Raw genomic sequence first — 18,551 nt, forward strand, 5'->3', positions numbered from 1 at the left:
CGCCTCCGTCCGGAACCTATCCCAAGGGAACTGCGCGGGAACGTTCAAAACCCCCTGTTTTTCAAACCCTTTGCGCCCTATATTGGGGCTGCCGGTTCGCCGGCTATGGAAATAAACGGTCGTCGCAATAAACCATTCGGACCCGGGGGCGGTACCCGGCGCCTCCACCAAAGCCCACCAACGGGGTCATCCCGAAGCGGGCTTTGGCGGGGGCGAAATAGGATCGACGAGGGCGTAAAGGGCGTACTTTTTCCCGGTATTGTTCCGCCGTTATCGGGCTACTGCAATAGTTGCCAACGACAACTTTGCTCCGGTTGCTCAGGCTGCGTAACGCAGTTTGAAAGACCATCTTAAAGTCCTAACGGGTTAAGCTCCGTTAGGCGGGGTTCGGAGGCACCTGGCAACAGAAGCCTCCACTTTACTCTTGATTTCTTCCCCGGCGGGGACTCCTGCTGACCCGTCAGGCGCGGTACTATTGCGGCTTGGCGAGTCGGGTCGGCACGGTCCGGCTTCGGGGATGCAACAGGACCACCATGGCGACCGATCATATCCGATACGATGTGCTGGCCCGCGACGCGCTGCGCGGCGTGCTGCGGAAGGTGCTGACCGATGCCGCGGCCCAGGGCCTGCCGGGCGAGCACCATTTCTTCATCACTTTCGTGTCGAAGGCCGAGGGCGTGAAGCTGTCGCCGCGGCTGCTGGCGCAATATCCGGAAGAGATGACGATCATCCTGCAGCATCAGTTCTGGGATCTGACCGTGCTCGAGGACCGTTTCGAGGTCGGCCTCTCCTTCGGCGGCATTCCGGAGCGGCTGATCGTGCCGTTCAGCGCCATCAAGAGCTTCCTCGATCCGTCCGTGAAATTCGGCCTGCAGTTCGACACGTCCGACGTCGCCGAGGTCGCGCCCGAGACGCTGCCGACAGCTCCCGCGCCGTCGGCCGTCGCCGTGCAGACGCCTGCCCCTGAAACGGCGGAAGGCACGGAGGAGCCGGCGGCTCCGAACCAGGGCGGCGCCGAAGTCGTGCGGCTCGATCGTTTCCGCAAGAAATGATCTAGGTTGGGGCCGAAGCCATCGCGCCCGGCCAAACTGTCTATATAGAAGAGCACATGAAACGGCCGCGCGGCATTTCGGGCGGCAGGATGGATGTGCTCATGGCCAAAACTGCCCGCTCGAAGACTGCCCAATCGAAGACTGACCGCCCCAACACCCGCATCGAGACCGACAGTTTCGGTCCCATCGAGGTCCCCTCCGATCGTTATTGGGGGGCGCAGACCGAACGCTCGCGCCAGAACTTCCGCATCGGCACCGACCGCATGCCGATCGCGCTCGTGCACGCGCTCGGCATCGTCAAGCTCGCGGCGGCGCAGTCCAACCTCGAGTTCGGCCTGCTCGACCGGCGCCGCGCGGGCGCCATCATCCGCGCCGCGCGCGAAGTGATCGAGGGCAAGCTCGATGACCATTTCCCGCTTGTCGTGTGGCAGACCGGCTCGGGCACGCAGAGCAACATGAACCTCAACGAGGTGATCGCCAACCGCGCCAATGAGCTGCTCGGCGGCGAGCTCGGCGCCAAGAAGCCGGTGCATCCCAACGATCACGTCAACATGAGCCAATCGTCGAACGATTCGTTTCCGACCGCGATGCATATCGCGGCCGCGAGTCGCATCAATGCCGACCTCATTCCTGCGCTCGATGAGCTGCTCCGCGCGCTGCGCAAGAAGGAGAAAGCGTTCGCAAAAATCGTCAAGATCGGCCGGACTCATACGCAGGATGCCACGCCCCTGACGCTCGGCCAGGAGTTTTCCGGCTATGCCGCGCAGGTCGAAAGCGGCATCGCCCGGCTCAGGAGCGCGGTGAAGGACCTCTATCCGCTGGCGCAGGGCGGCACCGCCGTCGGCACCGGCCTCAACTCGAAGCCGCGCTTCGCGAAGCTTTTCGCCAAGCACGTGGTCGGGATCACGAAGCTGCCCTTCACCAGCGCCGCCAACAAATTCGAGGCACTGGCCTCCAACGACGCCTACGTGCTGGCGCACGGCGCCATCAACTCGGTCGCGACAGGGCTGTTCAAGATCGCCAACGACATCCGCCTCCTGGGATCAGGCCCGCGCTCGGGGCTCGGCGAGCTGATCCTGCCGGAGAACGAGCCGGGCTCCTCGATCATGCCGGGCAAGGTCAATCCGACCCAGTGCGAGGCGATGACCATGGTGTGCTGCCAGGTGTTCGGCAATCACACCGCGATCACGGTGGCCGGCAGCCAGGGCCATTTCGAGCTAAACGTCTACAAGCCCGTGCTCGCCTACAACATGCTGCACTCGATCCGCCTGATGGCGGATGCGGCGCGATCCTTCACCGAGCATTGCGTGAGCGGCATTCGTGCCGACGAAAAGCGCATAAGTGAGCTGATGCAGCGTTCGCTGATGCTGGTGACGGCGCTCGCCCCGAAGATCGGCTACGACAACGCCGCCAAGGTGGCCAAGACGGCCCATGCCAACGGCACCACGCTGAAGGAGGAGGCGCTGCGGCTCGGCTTCGTCTCGGCCGACGAGTTCGATCGCCTGGTACGCCCCGAGAAGATGACCAGCCCGGGATAGAACTCCGAATTCCGATAGCCATCCGTAATGATACGGACGCTCGGCGCCCTAGAAATGTGCGGCTTTGGGGGCGGGATTTGATTACCGTCAATGTTCCGGCAGGACGGCGTGCTACGCAGCCCTTCCGCCCCTCGACGGGGGCGAAATTCATCGTTTGATGGCCCGAGAGGCCGATTGACGAGGACAAGCGAATGGCGATCAAGTCTTGTGGGGCGCAGTGCGGCACCCTGTTTCTGAGTGTTTCATCCTGCCTGGAAAGGATCGGATGATGGAGACGCGGCATGGGGAACGTCATCAACCTGAATCGTTTCAGGAAGCGCGCCGAACGGGAAGCCTCGGCGAAGCAGGCGGACGCCAACCGGACGAAGTTCGGCCGCACGAAGGCGGAACGGTCGGCGCAGGAGACGCGCGCGGACAAGGCGAAGGCGCATCTGGACCAGCATCAGTTGGACCAGCACCAGATCGATCGCGAGGAGCAGCCATGAAGTCGCCCGTCGTGAAACGGTCGATCGTCGTCGCCGGGCACAAGACCAGCGTCAGCCTGGAAGAGGCGTTCTGGAACGGCATGAAGGAGATCTCCGGCTTGCGCAACATGACGTTGTCCGAGCTGGTCGGCGAGATCGACAACAACCGCCAGCAGGGCAATTTGTCGTCGGCGATCCGCCTGTTCGTGCTGGACTACTTCAAGAGCCGGGCCATGGCCCCCCAGCCGGACAAGGTCGCGGCCCAGTAGGCGCCGGGGCGCCTTCGACGGCGCTCCGCGACCTGCACTTTAAAATCACTCTAAGGTGCGGTTTCAGCGAGCGCGCGCGCTTGACCTCAATGCCTTGCGTTGAAAATACAGGGCATGACCGACACCAATGACACGCGCCCGCACATGCCGCTGGGTCTGGCCCAGCGCGGCTATACCGGCGTCATCCAGCATCTTTCCGCTCGAGAGGCGGGCTCGGCGCTCTCCGACATCGAGCTCGAGAGCCGCCTGATCGAGCTCGGCTTCGTCGAGGGCGCCCGGGTCGAGGTCCTGCACGAGGGGCTGGTCGGGCGCGACCCGATCGCCGTGCGGGTCGACAGCATCACGATTGCGGTCCGACGCCGCGAGGCCATGGCCATCATCGTCGCCTAGACAGCGACCGGACCTCTGATCCCGGACCAGTGATTCCATGGAATTACCCCTGCTGCATCTCGCCCTGGTGGGCACGCCGAACAGCGGCAAGACCTCGCTGTTCAATGCCCTGACCGGCAGCCGGCAGAAGGTCGCGAACTATCCGGGCGTCACCGTCGAGCGCAAGGAAGGCTTCTTCGTCACTCCCCTGGGACGTCAGGTCTCGGTGGTCGACCTGCCCGGCACCTATTCGCTGCGCGGCCGCAGCCCGGACGAGGAGATCACCCGCGACTTCGTGCTCGGCAGGGCCTCCGGCGAGACCGTGCCCGACCTCGTGCTGTGCGTGGCCGATTCGACCAATTTGCGGCTGACCATCCGCCTGCTGCTCGAGCTCAAGCGCACCGGACGGCCGATGCTGCTCGTGCTCAACATGTTCGATATCGCGGCCCGCCGCGGCATCACCGTCGACACGGAGCGGCTCGCCAAGGAGCTCGGCCTGCCCGTGGTCACCTCGATCGCGGTGCGCAAGGGCGGCACCGCCGACCTCTTGAAGCTGACCGACGAGGTCTCGGCAAAGCTCGCCGCCGAGGCGGAGGCGAACAACTGGCGCGCGCTCAGTGTCTCCGAATTGCGCGCGACCCAGCGCGAGGCCGACCGCATCATCGCCGACTGCGTCAGCCTGCCTGCCAGGCCCGACACATGGACCGCGCGGATCGACGCGATCGTGCTGCATCCGGTCGGCGGCCTCGTCGTGCTCGCGCTGATCCTGTTCGTGATGTTCCAGGCGGTGTTCGCCTGGGCGCAACCGGCAATGGACGTGCTCAAGTCCGGCTTCGACGGGCTCGGGGAGCTCGTGCAGGCCACCCTGCCCGACGGCCTGTTGCAGAGCTTCCTGCAGAATGGCGTGATCTCCGGCGTCGGCAGCGTCATCGTGTTCCTGCCGCAGATCATCCTCATCTTCCTGTTCATCCTGCTGCTGGAAGATTTCGGCTACATGGCGCGCGCCGCGTTCCTGATGGACCGCATCATGGGCGGCGCCGGCCTGCACGGCCGCGCTTTCATTCCGCTGCTGTCGAGCTTTGCCTGCGCCATTCCCGGCATCATGGCGACGCGCGTGATCGACAACAAGCGCGACCGGCTGACCACGATCCTGATCGCGCCGCTGATGACCTGCTCGGCGCGTATTCCGGTCTACACGCTGATCATCTCGGCTTTCATCCCTGCGAAGGACGTCTGGGGCTTCATCAACCTGCAGGGCCTCGTGATGTTCGGCCTCTATGCCTGCGGCATCATCAGCGCGCTTCTCGTCTCGTTCCTGATCAAGTTCTTCATGCTGCGCGACTATGCGCCGGCGCCGTTCATGCTCGAGCTGCCGGACTACAAGATGCCGCGGTTGAAATCGATCGTGATCGGCATCTTCACCCGCGCCAAGATGTTCCTGTACCGCGCCGGCACCACGATCTTCTCGATGATGGTGCTGATCTGGTTCCTGGCCTCGTTCCCGCAGCCTCCGGCGGGCGCGACCGAACCCGCGATCGACTTCAGCCTCGCCGCGATGATCGGCAAGGCACTCGAACCGCTGCTCGCCCCGGTCGGCTTCAACTGGCAGATCGCGGTCGCGCTGATCCCGGGCATGGCGGCGCGCGAGGTCGCGGTCGCGGCACTCGGCACCGTCTATGCGATCGAAGGCGGCAAGGAAGCGGCCGAGCAGATCGGCCAGGTGCTGGCGACGAAATGGTCGCTCGCCACCGCGCTGTCGATGCTGGCCTGGTACATCTTCGCCCCGCAATGCGCCTCGACGCTGGCCGTGATCCGGCGCGAGACCGGAAGCTGGACCTGGATGGCCGTGACCTTCACCTACATGCTGGTGCTGGCCTATGCCGCGAGCCTCCTGACCTACAACGTCGCGGTGGCGCTGGGCGCCGGCTAGCCCCTCCAAAACAAAAATCGCGAAAACAACCCCATGCACAGTAGACGGGGGCTGTGAAATCAATGGCTTACGCGCGGGCGAGAGTCGTCTCGGCTGCCTGGTCGGGCGAAAAACTGGCACGATGCCATTCTCCCGAGAATCATCGATGCCGCACAGGTCTGGCTCGCAAGTCACGAGCTTTGCCGACGCGCGACCAGACTGCTGCGAAGCTGCGGCAGCGGTCGAGCTGCATGCTGCTTCCGAGGCGCGGCATCGTCGGGCAAAGCATGGATGCAATGACATCATCAAAGAGTAGCCAGGACCAGGTTGGAGATATTTCGCGCACTTGATCTGGATCAAGCTGCCTCGCGCAACGAGTCGGAAACTGGCGAAACGTCGTCGCAAGCTGGGCCATTGTGGGGGCACGGAGCGACCGGGATGCCGTTATTGGCCTATTTCTGGAAGGTCGGAGCGGCGTTGCTCGCGCTCCTGTTCGTTGCGGACTTTTGTCTGCCCGGCGCGCAAGTCGCCGAGAGGACGATCGCGGATCGGGCGACCATACGCATTCACTCGGACCGCAAATGGCCCGAGCGTGTGGTCCTCGATATGACCGCGCCAGTGATCGTGGCGGTCGCATCTGCACCTTCGACTACAGAGCCTCCTTCCCTCGCCCGCACAGAGCCGCCGGTCATTCGGGCGGAGACATCCGCGGTTGCCAATGCACTCGCGATGGCGCGCGCGGACTCGCCGCCGCGCGAATCCGTCGAGCACAAGCGGCCGCGAAGGCCGCAACACATTGCGACGCGATCGAAACGACACCCGACGCCGCAGATGGTCCTGGCGGCGCGGCAACCACAGTTCGGGTGGTTTGGCTACCGGGACTGGTGATCGCAATGGCGCTCGTGCGGCACTCGAACACGCCGGACATTCTCGCGTCTGTTCATCTCCCACGAAAAAGGCCCCGGTCGATGCCGGGGCCTGAGTTCACTGGGAAGACCTGAGATCAGTAGCGAGCCGTGACCGGCGCGCCGTAACCGCCGAAGCGATAGTTCAGCCGAAGTGTGACCATGTCGATATCCTGGGTGACGCCGCTGCCCGTGAGCGCGAGCCCGCCGGGCGTGACCACGCCGGCTGCGAAGGCGGTGTTGTCGCGCCCCATCCAGAGATGGTCGTACTCGACACCGACCGACCAGTTCGGCGTGAAGCCGTATTCCCAGCCAACACCGAGAGCACCGCCCCAGCGCGTGTGACCTGCGGAGGCGAGGCCAACGCCCGTGACGTTGTTGAAAATGTCGAAGCGATTACGGGTCACCGCCGCGCCGCCCTTCAGGTAGAACAGCGAGGCGTTCCATGCCCAACCTACCTGGGCCGTGAAGAGCCCGATGCCATCTGTCTTGCCCGTGGTCGAGACCAGCGGATCAATCAGGCTGACACGCGTGTTCTTGATCTCGGCCCAATCGCCCTGCGCTTCCAGGCCGAGCACAAACTGATTGGTCTGCCAGCGATACCCGAGCTGTCCGCCGATCAAGCCGCCGGAGCGATCGGCGCAACCACTTGCGAGCGTCCCTGCGGCCGTCACGAAGTCCACGCAGCCACGGCTCTGCCCCCAGCCGCCGTTGGCGCCGATGTAGAATCCCGTCCAGTTATAGACTGCCATCACAGGTACCGGCGGCGGCGCTGCCTTGACAGCCATATCGGCAGCCATGGCCGGAGCCACCATGCTCAGCGCCGCGAAGCCGATCGCAGCTATCGAGAGCTTCTTCATCGTCGAATCCCCTTTTCCTAGATCTCTGCCGTTCAAAAATTGAGCCTTATGCAGGCTGGCGTGCATATTGCGAACGTCTCGAAGGTTACGCGCGAGGGAAGCTTTGGCTCGCACCAAAATGGCAACACTCAAGCGCCACGTCTGTGCACGATAACGTGCTTACTCGCCATCCATCTCGGAGCGCGAAGTGCTGTCTTGTTCGTCGGCAAGCCAGGCGTGGATGCCGGAGGATGGGATGAGCCGCCTGGGAAGATGGGGGTTGATCGTGCCTGCAAAGACCGCAAGCCCCTCGTCGAGCCTGGCACGCGCGAACAGCTTGGCTTCATGCTCGGTCGCGAAAGTCTTCGTCTCACGCGGACTCCGCTGTCTCAAAAGTAGCCCCCGTTTTCGAACTTCAAAGGTGACGTACCAAGTCGGAATCATCGCTCGCACCAACGCCCCGCCAACCAGCCCGGTTGCTGTTGTGGTTTGGCCGTGATCGCAGCGCTTGATGCAGATCAACTCGAATGGCTTGTCGAATTCGCCAGCGAGGAAGGCCAGATGCAGCGCAGCAGCGGCGGGAGCCGCCGCCTTTGGCGCCTATGGCTATCGCCGGGCGTGCGGATATCAGCCGCCCTGCTATTGAGGCGCCGGTTCGAGGGCGCGCAAGCCGTTGAGCTAGATCAACACCGGGCCCCTCTCCGGCGGCAGCGTCGAGGTCTGACCGCGAAGGACGGACCATGAATGCGCTCCTCAGGGAAATCCGGCACAGCCCGCTGCTGTGGCTGCTGATCGTCGTGCCTGTCGTGATCGTGCTCGAGCACGTCATGCCGGACGCGCATACGCTGCTGTTCGTGCTGGCCGTGATCGCCATCGTGCCGCTCGCGAGCCTGCTCAGCCACGCGACGGAGGCCGTGGCCGAGAAGACAGGCGATGCGGTCGGTGGGCTGTTGAACGCCACGCTTGGCAATCTCACGGAGCTCATCATCGCGGTCACAGCGTTGCAGGCCGGTCAATACATGCTGGTCAAAGCCTCGATCGCGGGTGCGATCGTGACCAACTCGCTGTTCATGCTGGGCGCATCGCTGTTTCTGGGCGGATTGAGGCATCGCGTGCAGGAATACAACCGGGCAGGTGGCAGGCTCCATTCCGCGCTGCTGCTGATGGCCACGATTGCGCTGTTGTCACCCTCGGCCGTGGCCGATCTCGACTTTCCCGGACACGAGGCGACGGTGCAGCGCTTGAGCACCGCCTTGGCGGTCCTGCTGATCGCGGCCTATGGTCTCAGCCTGCTGTTCTCGCTGAAAACGCACAAGGAGCTGTTTGCAAGCAGCGACCATGGCGAGGCTGGCGGCCCGATACTGCCGCTTGCAATCGCCGTTCCGACACTGGGGATCGTCACCGTGCTGGTTGCGCTCGTGAGCGAAATCTTCGTCGCGTCGGTGCAGAAGGCCGCCGAAACGCTCGGCATGACGCCGGCATTCGTCGGGTTCATCGTCGTTGCCCTGGTCGGGGCCGCGGCCGAGATGGCCGTGGCGTTTTCCGCGGCACGCCGCAACCGGCTCGACATGAGCGTGAGCATCGCGCTCGGAAGCGCCAGCCAGATCGCCTTGTTCGTCGCACCCGTTCTCGTGCTGCTGAGCTACGTTGTCGGGCCGCAGCCCATGGATCTTCAATTCTGGCCGGGCGCGGTGACCATGGTCATGATCGCCGCCGTGGTGACGAGCTTCGTCACCAATGGCGGACGCTCCGCCTGGTTCGTCGGCGCGCTCCTGCTCTGCATCTACGCGATCTTCGCGATGACGCTCTACATGGTCCCGCCCGGCTCGCACGGCCCGGTCTAAAGCATGATCCGGAAAAGTGCGCAGCGGTTTTCCGGAAAGATCATGCTTGAACAACGACCTAAAGCGCCGCGCGCCGGTTGACCTGTCGGGCAAAACAGCGGCACGATGGCATCATCGGCCTCGATAACATCCAGATCGCGACCAGCTCCGGGCGACACTCTGCTTCCATGAATCGCTTCAGTACCGACAACCTGAACGCCGAGCGGCTGAACGAAAGTCACCTCGCCGACCTCGTCGCGCTCCATCTGGATCCCGAAGCGTCGCGTTATCTCGGCGGCGTGCGCTCGGCGGAGGCAACGGAGAAATATCTCGTCGCCAACATGGCGCATTGGGATCAATACGGCTTCGGCCTGTGGACCCTGCGCACGAAAGACGGCGCCTTTGCCGGACGGGCGGGCATCCGGCACATCCTGGTGAATGACGTCGACGAGATCGAGATCGCCTATGCGTTCGTGCGCGGCGTCTGGGGCCGCGGATTTGCCAGCGAGATCGCGACTGCGCTCACTCGGATCGGGCTGTCACAGCTCGAGCTGCCGTCTCTCATCGGCATTGTCTATGTCGCAAACGGCGCATCGCGCCGTGTGCTGGAGAAATCGAATTACCTGGTCGAGCGGAGCACGATCCGTCACGGCGAGGACGTGGTGATCTACCGAATCCGTCGATGAAAGCCGCGGGTCCTCCTGCGCGGTGACGACGTAACCACCGCGCAAGAGGTTGAGCCGCCCAGCCCCTTAAGGCGCGATGCGATCAGGATGGAGCGTCATCGCGCTTTAGCTTGTTGTTTATGCATGATGACGTCGCCGCGCGGCCTCGCGGATCCTACCTGAAATACCCCAGCACGAGATCGATGTCGGAGCTTCCGGCCACCGTGCCGGTCAGCTCGGCGTCGATGACGCGGCGGCAAGCGTCGATCGCGGCGTGGTCGCCGAGGTCGTTGGCGGCTTCCAGCACGAGCCAGGCCGCGTCCACCGACGCCTTGTCGGGTGCTCCGCCGCCGAGATCGGCGGTGACGGCGCTGTTGAGGTTCTTCTTGCGAACCGCGGTGCCGAATTGAGGCAACATTGCAAATACTCCCCTTCGAATTCCGGGACGATGCTCAGTGGACCTGAAGCTCGGGCTGACGGCCGCCGGCGATGGAATCCGCGGTCTTGCGCGACTGGTAGAACTTCAAGACGCTGCGCGAGGTCTCGATCTTGAGCCGGCCGAAATCGCGCTCGTTTTCGTGCAGCTCGCGCGCCGTGATCAGATGATCCTTGGCGCCGAGGAACAGCAGCGACATGGTCGTATCCCAGGAGAAGTCGAGCGCCTTGCACAGCACCAGAATCATCTCGCGGTTGCGGTCCATCATCGCGCGCTCGATCACGTCGACCGGCAGCGCCGACAGCAGCGACAGGCCGATCTGCACCTCGTCGAAGCGATGCTGGCGCGCATAGTTCGAGATCGAATCCTGGTTGAGGTTGCCCTGGCGATGCTGCGTCGTCACCACGCGCTTGGCGACGAAATAGCTGCGCGAGGACGGGCCGAACTTGGACTGGAGATCGCCGGTGACCTCGGTCACCGAGCTCTGGATCTGCGCCATCATTTCGGGCCGCTCGGTCTCGAGGCGGCGGCGGACGTCTTCCGACGCCTTCGAGATCAGCTGCTGGAAGATGTGGCGCGGCACGTCCTTGCGCAGGCCAAGCTGCTCGGCGAGGATCGAATCGCCTTCGGCGCGCCGGACCATGTGCAACAGGCCCGAACCGGAGAAGCGCGCGCCCTCGTTCCTGGCCACCGACGTCACGACCTCCTGATCGCCGCGCTTGACCAGCACGTCGGTGACGGCCTCGCCGATCGATTTGCGCTGGGCGATTGCGAGCAGATGCGACTGGCCCTTGGTCATGGCGCTCTCGACCAGCATCTTCTCGTCGAGACGAGTGGAGTCGCGCAGCACGGGACCGGCGACCTCGATCTCGTCGTCGAGCGCCAGCTTTTCGATGACGTTGAGCGGAGCGTGATCGCACGCCGACATCAGCTCCGAGAGCTGCGCCCGCGCAGCGACCTCGATCTCGTCGGCGAGCCGCCCGATGACCTCGCCGAACATGCTGATCTCGTCGTCGCTGTAGCGGCCGGTGATCAGAATGTCGGTCGCATGCCACAACGCCTTTGCTCGACTCTCGTCAGTGCCGCGCGCGATCGCGTCGTCCAGATCCTGTAGAAGCGTTTTCGCCCCGTTCATCTCGATAACCCCAATTCTTGGCAGTTCTTTTGGCGCGCCGCCCCGCCGCTCGTGGCGGGACACCGGATTCCCTGGGAACTGACGCTAGAGATCAAACGCGAGAATTCGGTAAAATCGGCAAATCAGTTTTGCCGGGCAAAATTCATTCAAATGCGAGGGAATGGGTTTACGGGCGCGGAAGGTGCACTCCCTCTCCCGCTTGCGGGAGAGGGTTGGGGAGAGGTTGTCTCAACGGAGAGACTCCCAATGTGGAGAGAGCCCCCACCCGGCGCTTCGTGCCGACCTCCCCCGCAAGCGGGAGAGGTCGCACCGAGCCCGCGGATTCATCTCTCTAAACAAGGGCACCCTTACGGATTCTGCGGCGTCAGCACCAGCGGCGGCTTTGGCTTGGGCTTGGCGGGCGGCGGACCCGGGGCGGGCTTCACGTCGATGGCCGGCGGCAGCGGCGCAAGCTGTTGGGCGAGTGGCGGGCTTGGCGCGGCGGGAGCTGCCTGCGGGGCCTTTGGCAACGGCGCGGCTTTCGGCTTTGACGGCGCGCGGCGCGGATCCTGGCCCGGCAGCGGCACGTTAACCGGCGCCTGCTCGGGCGCTGCATCCGGAGACACCAGCGTCGGCAGCGCCGCGGTCGCCGGCGGCGGCTCGCCGCGCTCGATGGCGTCGAGCCGGCGCGTCTCGCGGTCGATCGTGCGCACCGCAAGCCAGGACGACAGCGGCGCAAGGTCGATGGTGCGATTGAGCTTGTCGGGAGGGCCGGCCGCGAACAGCTGGATCTCCGGCGGGGCGCCGGAGAGGCCGGTCATGATCGGCGTCAGGCTGGCGCGGATGTCGGCCTGGTCGGCGGGAATGTCGTAGCCGCCGGAGACGATGGCGCGGGCGTTCTTCGCTTCCAGCGGCGTGGCGCCGACGCGCAAGCGTCCGTCGCGGATCGTGAACGGGATCTGCGCCGAGGCCACCGCGATCGGTGCGGCGGCAAGCGCGGGCTCGACCAGCTGGCGCAGGCGGTTGTCGTCGGCGACCTGGCCGCCATCGCTGGCGCGAATCGCGATCTCGAAGGCGCGCGGATTGAGGCCGCCGATTTCCGCGGAGTCCAGCGTCACCGTGCCGTTGCCGGCGAGCGCACCGGTGAGTGCCGCGACGCTGCGGCCCTGGCTGGTCAGCGCCATCTGCACCGAGGCGCGCCCCTTCGGCAGCGCGAGATCGCGGTAGCGCAGCGTCGCCGCATCGACATTGCTGAGATCGATGCGCGCGTTCAGCGCAAGACCATTCGCGCCGTTGCGTGCGTCGAAGCTCGCCGACATCTCGCCGCCACTGAGGCCGCCCTTTAATGCATCGAGTGCGAGCGACTGGCCGTCGCTTCGCAGCGTGCCGCCGAACGGGCGCAGCTCGATGCCGCCGGGCAACATCCCGCGCAACGCCTGGAAAGCGATGCGGCCGCGCCAGCCGCCCAACAACCCCGCGCTCAGCGGCTCGCCGGACTCATGCCCGGCGGCGCCGATGGCCATCGCCAGCGCGGGCGCCAGATCGAGCGTATCGAGGCCGACTTCGCCGTCGACGCTCCTTTCCTGATCGAGCGTCACCGCCAGATGACCGCGCAAATGCGAGCCCGCTGCATTGCCGTCGAGATCGTCGAAGGTCAGGCGGTTGCCGGAGAGCGTGAGGCGGGAGGACAGGCTGACGGCCTGCATCGATTTGCCGGCCGGGCTGGTCCCGAACAGCGGCGCCAGATTGGCGTTGCGCACGCGCAGGTTCACGCTGGCTTTCGGCTCCGACAATTCGACGCTGCCCTGCGCATCGGCGTCGAGCCCGCCGCCGCTGAGCTTTGCGTTCAATTGCAAAGGCCGCCGCCATGCACCGGTCAGCTTGCCTTCGAATTGCGACGCGCCCTCGCCTGCGGCCACCACGCGATCGAGCCCGAGCAGCGCCAGCAGCGCGCCGGCCTGCGGCGTCGATATCTTCGAGTCCAGCGTGAAGTCGCTGTTGCGCAATTTGTCGATATCGATGCCGTTGACCGCCGCCACCGGCTTCTGCGCGGACAGCGTCGCGGTGGCCTTGAGCTGCGGCGCGTCGAGGTCGAGCACGGCGCGGGCATTGCTGCGATCGGCATGCTCGGCATTCCTGTCGAGGCTGAGATCGAGCTTGAGACGGGTCGCGCCTGGTAATGAGGGGATGGCATCGAAACGGGCGCGGACCGCAGGCGCAAACGGCTCGATCAACGCGGTGAGCTCGCGCAGCGAATTGGCCGAGGATTTCAGCGCGAGCTTGCCGGTGGCCTTGGTGCGGTCGAAGCTGCCGCTCGCCTCCGTGGTCACGCCGCCGGCCTGGCCGAAGCGCAGCTGCTCCAGCGACAGCGATGCCGGGCCGTAACCGAGCTTTGCCCCGAATGGCCGCAACTCCTGGCCAGCGGAGATCGCGCTGCCGATATCGAGCGAGAGCTTTGCCTCTTCCGGCCATTCGCCCTGCGGCCCCGCAAGCGCGCGCACAAAGCTCGCGGCGGCGTCGAGATCGAGCCGATCGGCCTTGAGCTCGGCGTCGATCCGCGAGCCCTTGCTCGCGCCTGTTTGCACGAAGGCGATGCGGCCCGTGACGGCGCCGCCTTCGATGTCGGCCTTCAGCCTGTCGATGGCGAGATGGTTGGCGGCGATGGTTACGTCGCCGGCAAGGCGCAGCGGCCGCGTGCTGCGGCGGTTGATCTCGCTGCGGCCCTGCAACCAGGCCACCAGCGCGTCAGGATCGGAGGATTCGACACTGAGACGACCGCTGAAACTGTCGGCGCCGGGAGCTGCGCCGTTGAGCGAGAGCTGCGTCATGCCGGGCGCGCGCAGCTCGAGCCGCTGGAAGGTCCAGGACCTTCCATCGGTCTGAAGCTCGGCCGCGATGTTCTGCAGCGGGCGGCCACCGAGCATGATCTGGTCGGAATTGAACTCGATCTGCGCCGGGATCGGCGCCTGCGGAATGGCAGCCAGCCCCGCGCGCAGCGCCGGCAGGATGCGAAGCGGCTCGGCATCATCCTTGCCCGCGAGCCTGTCGGCATCGACCTGGCGCGCCGACAGCACCGCGCGCAGCAGCGGCGAGGCGCCGAATTTGAGGTCGCCGACGCCGCCGAGCTTCAGCGCATTGTCTTCAGCGCCGAAGCTCGCGTCGATCTGCTCGAACTTCGCGCCGGCTGGATCCGCCCTAAGCTTGGTCGTGAGCTTCCACGGCGTTGGACCCGCCTCACCCGCCTTCTTGACCGCCGGCACGGCCAGCGTCAGCGCACCGTCGAATTTCGGCAGGCGGTTGTCGAAGGCGAGCACGCCCTCGAGATCGGCGAGGATGGCACGCTCGCCAGGATCGATGTTGAGATGGAGACGGGTGGCGCTGCCGTCGGCGCTCGGGCCGGAGGAGACGCGGAACGGATAGCGCACCCCGGCGGCGGTGAACCTGCCGTCGCCGCGCACCGAGCCCGCGAGTGAGCGGACGTCGCCGGAGAAGCCGATGTCGTTCAGCTCCAGCGTCGAACGGCTGGCGGCATCGTGGAGCGCAATGCGGCCGGTGAGATTCACCCGCTCGATGGCGAGCGAGGCCAGATTGAAGGTGCCGCTCGCGGTGGAGGGCAAATCGACCCGCCCCCGGGCATCGAGGCCGAGATCGACCGCCATGCCGCCCACCGAAAGCTCGGTGGCGCGCCATTCGCCGCGCATCAATGAGCCCAGGCTGAACTCGACATCGAGCTTGTCGGCGCGCAGGCGGCCGAGATCGTTGTTGCCGCCGAAGGTGACCTGGCGCAGCCGCAGCGTCGGCGCCGGCAACAGCCGCGCGTCGAGCTCGCCCGCGACCCGCACCGGTACGCCGATGATCTTGCCAGCCTCCGCCTCGAACTGGGGCCTGAACTGGTTCCAGTCGACGTAGTAAGGCCCGATCAGCGCGGCCAGCAGCGCAATAATGAAGGCAATCGCCAATCCGAGCAGCGTCGTCTGCACGGGTCTCCCCTCGGCCAAACCGGCATCCGGACCAAACCCTGGCCTTAGTGGACTTCAGGCGTGCCGGAACAGCCCCTTATATAGGGGGAAGTGTGGCGAAGTCACAGCGACTGTTGCGCGCGGAGGTTAATGCCGGCGCGCCTCACCAGCTCGCCGGCAGCCGCTTCAGGCCGCGCAGCACGAAGGTCGGCCGCCATTCCGGGTTTTCGACGTTGTCGATGCGCAAATCGGGCAGCCGCCGCAGCAGCGTGGCAATGGCGATCTCGGCCTCGATGCGCGCCAGCTGGGCACCGAGGCAGAAATGGATACCGCCACCGAACGACAGCGGTTTCACATTCTGGCGGGTGACATCGAGTTGGTCGGGCCGATCGGGATAGACCGCGGGATCGCGGTTGGCCGAGCCGAGCAGGCACAGCACGGTCTCGCCCTTGGGGATCCTCTTGCCGCCGAGATCCTCGATCTCCTCCAGCGCGACGCGTCCGGTCATCTGCACCGAGGAATCGTAGCGCAAGAATTCCTCGATCGCGCCTGCCATCAGCTCGGGGCGCGCCTTGAGCAGCGCAAGCTGGTCCGGATTGCGGTGGAGCGCGAGCAGGCCGTTGCCGATGAGATTGACGGTGGTCTCGTGGCCGGCGCCGAACAAGAGGATGATGTTGGCGGTCAGCTCCTCATTGGTGAGCTTGTTGCCGTCCTCCTCGGCCTGCACCAGCTGGGTGGTGAGATCGTCCCCGGGGTTCTTGCGGCGCAGCTCGAACAGCTGCTGGAAATACATCTGCGCCATCAGGTTGCCCTCGTTGCCCTTCCTGATCTCCTCGGCAGTGAGCGGAACGGGGTCGAGCAGCCGCCCGCCGTCACGCGAGCTCTTGTAGAAGACCTCGCGATGGTCCTCGGGGATGCCGAGCATCTCGCAGATGATGGTCACGGGCAGGCGGAAGGCGAAATCCTCGATCAGGTCCATGTGGCCGCGGTCGATCACGGCATCGATGGCCTGGTCGACGATCTCCTGGATGCGCGGCCGCATGTCCTCGACGCGGCGGGCGGTGAAAGCCTTCACGACGAGGCCGCGCAGACGGGTGTGGTCGGGCGGATCGGCCTGCAGCATCCAGTGGCTCATGCTGCGGAACACCGGCTCGTCCATGATGGCGGCGCTATATCGGCGCTTGGAGCGCTCGACGAAATCCTTGCCGAAGCGCTTGTCGCGCATCACGAGGCTGACGTCGGCGTGGCGACTGGTGACGAACTGGCCGAACGGCGTCACGTGGATCGGATCGTTCGTGCGCAGCCGTTCATAGTGCGGATAGGGATCGCGGATGAAGTCCGGCGACAGCGGGTTGAACAGCGGTCCGCCTGCGCCTTGCACGTGCTCGTTCATGGTGACCTCAATCGGTTGCCGATGACACGAATACGCCGATCGCAGCCCCACTGCCCGGCGTAACCATCCCTGAATTATCAACTCGATACATTGTTGTATCGAGTTGCATTCTGCCCTAACCTCGTCCGATGTCAAGGGTGAGAACCAGGCCGACCAGGGACGATACGCGCGACAAATTGTTCGAAGCGGCCGCGCGCGTGTTCGAGCAGGACGGCATCGGCGGCGCCAGCATCGAGGCGATCGCGGCGGCGGCAGGCTTCACCCGCGGCGCGTTCTATTCCAACTTCAAGAGCAAGGACGAGCTGATCATCGCCATGCTCGAGGACCATGTCGAGCAGTCGATCCGGCGCAACCTCGACATCCTCGCCCAGCACGACAATCTCGACGACTTCATCGCTGCGCTGAAGGCGATGGACCGCTCGCGGCAGGATCCCCTCGCCCGCTCGCCGCTGCTGCACATGGAGATGATCCTGTTCGTCGCCCGCGCCGAGAAGCGCCGTCCCGAGCTTGCCAAGCGCCTGCGCGCGCGGCGCAAGCTGGTGGCCGACATCGTCGAGGCGACGTTGAAGAGCAACGGACGCAACGACAATCTGAATCCGCCCTGGATGGCCTCCGTCGTGCTGGCGCTCGAAGACGGCTTTCGCCTGCACCGGCTGATCGATCCCGAGACGACGCCTGCGGACAGCTTTCTGCGGGCGATCACGGATTTGCGGCGGAGGACGGGGCTGGCGTCGGACTAGGGGGCGTCTTCATAGCGCGCGGTGGCCCCGAGCAAGCGAGCCGCGAGATTTGTCGCAGGATCGGACAAGGCGCGCCCGCTTTGGGAAAGAAGCTCGATCCGCCCTGCGTCACAAACGAGCGCCATCGTTCGAACCCAGGGTTTCGTCCTGCCTAAGTTCCCCAGCGGCGCTGCCCCGCCGACGTCTGTTGTCGATGCCCTGAAGGCGGTTGCCGGGCTTCCGCCAAAGGCACGGGCGAGCTTTGCCTGGAGCCAATGCGTTCGCGGCACCTACACCCCGTCGCATCAGGCCGAGGAGATCACCAGATCCCGCAGCTTCACCAAGCCGTCCCGGGTGCTGGCGCGGTTCTCGGCGGACGGCTGCCCCCCGAACGCGATGAACACTGACAGGTGCTCGCTGCGTGGCTTCAGCTTCCGGCTGGGCAGCGAGGGGCAGCGCTCCGAGATCTTCACCCAGAGCGCCCCGGTTCATTTCGCCAGAACGCTCGACCAGATGCTGGCGTTCCTCCAGGCGCGCATGCCGGGACCGGACGGCAAGCAGGACATGGCGCAGGTCGAGGCATTCTCCGCCGCCAATCCCGAAACGCTGCATCAGGCAAGCTACCTTGCCGTGCATCCGCCGCCCGCAAGCCTTGCGTGCACGACCTATTGGGGCGTGCACGCCTTTCCCGCGACGAATGCAAATGGCGAGACACGGTTCATCAAATTCAAGGTCGCGCCGGTCGGCGAGGAAGGCAGGCCGCCCGAGGACGCCGCCGCAGCCGAGTCCACCGGCCTTCTGCGCGGCGAGCTCGAAGCCCGGATCGGGGCACGCGATGTCAGGTTCAGCGTGATGGCGCTGCTGGACCGGCCCGGCGACCCCGTCATGGACGTGACCGATCGTTGGCCCGATGAGGATGCGCGCGAAGCGGTACGCCTCGGAACGATCGTGATCACGGGCACAGAATCAAACGAGGCGTGCGACGGGTCCGCGTTCAATCCGGCCAATCTTGCCGACGGCATCGGCCATCCGCCGGACGAGATGTTTGCAGCGCGCAGCGCCGCCTATGCCATCTCTCAGGCAAGGCGCCGTTGAGC

The 18,551-nt window shown here is 65.3% G+C and carries 17 protein-coding genes and 1 other RNA gene; 12 read left to right on the top strand and 6 right to left on the bottom strand.

Translation table 11 applies throughout. From position 1 onward, the window contains the following. Nucleotides 1–51: 51 nt before the first annotated feature. The 8 genes from ssrA (at nt 52) to BM190_RS07760 (ending at nt 6,489) form a co-directional block, all read left to right on the top strand. Nucleotides 52–418, top strand: a transfer-messenger RNA (tmRNA) gene (gene ssrA / locus BM190_RS07725). A 115-nt stretch (nt 419–533) separates the two neighbouring features. Beyond that, nucleotides 534–1,052: an SspB family protein gene (locus BM190_RS07730; protein WP_018319705.1), complete on the top strand. Its 519-nt coding sequence runs from the start codon at nt 534–536 to the stop codon at nt 1,050–1,052. An 89-nt stretch (nt 1,053–1,141) separates the two neighbouring features. Further along, entirely contained in the window at nt 1,142–2,590 is a 1,449-nt protein-coding gene (gene fumC, locus BM190_RS07735; protein WP_092253960.1) for a class II fumarate hydratase, read from the top strand. A 281-nt stretch (nt 2,591–2,871) separates the two neighbouring features. Beyond that, complete coding sequence (locus BM190_RS07740; RefSeq protein WP_018319703.1) at nt 2,872–3,075, top strand: DUF4169 family protein; 204 nt, start codon at nt 2,872–2,874, stop codon at nt 3,073–3,075. Continuing rightward, nucleotides 3,072–3,323: a ribbon-helix-helix domain-containing protein gene (locus tag BM190_RS07745; protein WP_018319702.1), complete on the top strand. Its 252-nt coding sequence runs from the start codon at nt 3,072–3,074 to the stop codon at nt 3,321–3,323. Before BM190_RS07740 ends, BM190_RS07745 begins: the two co-directional genes overlap by 4 nt. Before the next feature lie 114 nt (nt 3,324–3,437). Next, nucleotides 3,438–3,713 (top strand): FeoA family protein, encoded by a 276-nt coding sequence (locus BM190_RS07750; RefSeq protein ID WP_018319701.1) that lies wholly within the window; start codon nt 3,438–3,440, stop codon nt 3,711–3,713. Nucleotides 3,714–3,750: 37 nt separating this feature from the next. After that, the gene (gene feoB / locus BM190_RS07755) at nt 3,751–5,622 is read left to right on the top strand and encodes a ferrous iron transporter B (protein ID WP_092253351.1); all 1,872 of its coding nucleotides are present in this window, start codon (nt 3,751–3,753) and stop codon (nt 5,620–5,622) included. Between the two features lie 417 nt (nt 5,623–6,039). Continuing rightward, nucleotides 6,040–6,489 carry a hypothetical protein gene (locus BM190_RS07760; RefSeq protein WP_092253353.1) on the top strand — a complete coding sequence of 150 codons (450 nt, stop codon included), beginning with the start codon at nt 6,040–6,042 and terminating at the stop codon, nt 6,487–6,489. 115 nt (nt 6,490–6,604) lie between these two features. On the opposite strand, the gene BM190_RS07765 is transcribed toward BM190_RS07760, so the two are convergent. Both BM190_RS07765 and BM190_RS07770 read right to left on the bottom strand, forming a co-directional pair. Next, nucleotides 6,605–7,366, bottom strand: a complete 762-nt coding sequence (locus BM190_RS07765; RefSeq protein WP_091961499.1) for an outer membrane protein — start codon at nt 7,364–7,366, stop codon at nt 6,605–6,607. 159 nt (nt 7,367–7,525) lie between these two features. Further along, nucleotides 7,526–7,867, bottom strand: a complete 342-nt coding sequence (locus BM190_RS07770) for a hypothetical protein (protein WP_502686984.1) — start codon at nt 7,865–7,867, stop codon at nt 7,526–7,528. A gap of 218 nt (nt 7,868–8,085) precedes the next feature. Between BM190_RS07770 and cax the strand changes: the two genes are divergently transcribed. Together cax and BM190_RS07780 are read left to right on the top strand one after the other, a co-directional pair. After that, nucleotides 8,086–9,189 carry a calcium/proton exchanger gene (gene cax / locus BM190_RS07775; RefSeq protein WP_092253355.1) on the top strand — a complete coding sequence of 368 codons (1,104 nt, stop codon included), beginning with the start codon at nt 8,086–8,088 and terminating at the stop codon, nt 9,187–9,189. Between the two features lie 167 nt (nt 9,190–9,356). Next, a complete protein-coding gene (locus BM190_RS07780) occupies nt 9,357–9,854 on the top strand; it encodes a GNAT family N-acetyltransferase (RefSeq protein ID WP_177236958.1) in 498 nt (165 codons plus the stop codon). 154 nt (nt 9,855–10,008) lie between these two features. Here the strand turns inward: BM190_RS07780 and BM190_RS07785 are convergent, their stop codons facing one another. The 4 genes from BM190_RS07785 to BM190_RS07800 form a co-directional block, all read right to left on the bottom strand. Beyond that, nucleotides 10,009–10,251, bottom strand: coding sequence for a hypothetical protein (locus BM190_RS07785; protein WP_092253357.1), 243 nt, complete (start codon nt 10,249–10,251; stop codon nt 10,009–10,011). 34 nt (nt 10,252–10,285) lie between these two features. Then, entirely contained in the window at nt 10,286–11,404 is a 1,119-nt protein-coding gene (locus BM190_RS07790) for a DUF2336 domain-containing protein (RefSeq protein WP_177236959.1), read from the bottom strand. Nucleotides 11,405–11,751: 347 nt separating this feature from the next. Continuing rightward, on the bottom strand, nt 11,752–15,363 hold the full coding sequence (locus BM190_RS07795) for an AsmA family protein (RefSeq protein WP_092253361.1): 3,612 nt from the start codon (nt 15,361–15,363) through the stop codon (nt 11,752–11,754). Between the two features lie 142 nt (nt 15,364–15,505). Continuing rightward, on the bottom strand, nt 15,506–16,735 hold the full coding sequence (locus BM190_RS07800) for a cytochrome P450 (protein ID WP_092253362.1): 1,230 nt from the start codon (nt 16,733–16,735) through the stop codon (nt 15,506–15,508). Nucleotides 16,736–16,863: 128 nt separating this feature from the next. On the opposite strand from BM190_RS07800, the gene BM190_RS07805 reads away from it, so the two are divergent. Beyond that, on the top strand, nt 16,864–17,475 hold the full coding sequence (locus tag BM190_RS07805) for a TetR/AcrR family transcriptional regulator (protein WP_092253363.1): 612 nt from the start codon (nt 16,864–16,866) through the stop codon (nt 17,473–17,475). A gap of 147 nt (nt 17,476–17,622) precedes the next feature. Beyond that, nucleotides 17,623–18,549: a catalase gene (locus BM190_RS07810; protein ID WP_092253966.1), complete on the top strand. Its 927-nt coding sequence runs from the start codon at nt 17,623–17,625 to the stop codon at nt 18,547–18,549. Nucleotides 18,550–18,551: the final 2 nt, after the last annotated feature.

Source organism: Bradyrhizobium sp. Rc3b (genome assembly GCF_900114915.1).
Taxonomy (GTDB): Bacteria; Pseudomonadota; Alphaproteobacteria; order Rhizobiales; family Xanthobacteraceae; genus Bradyrhizobium.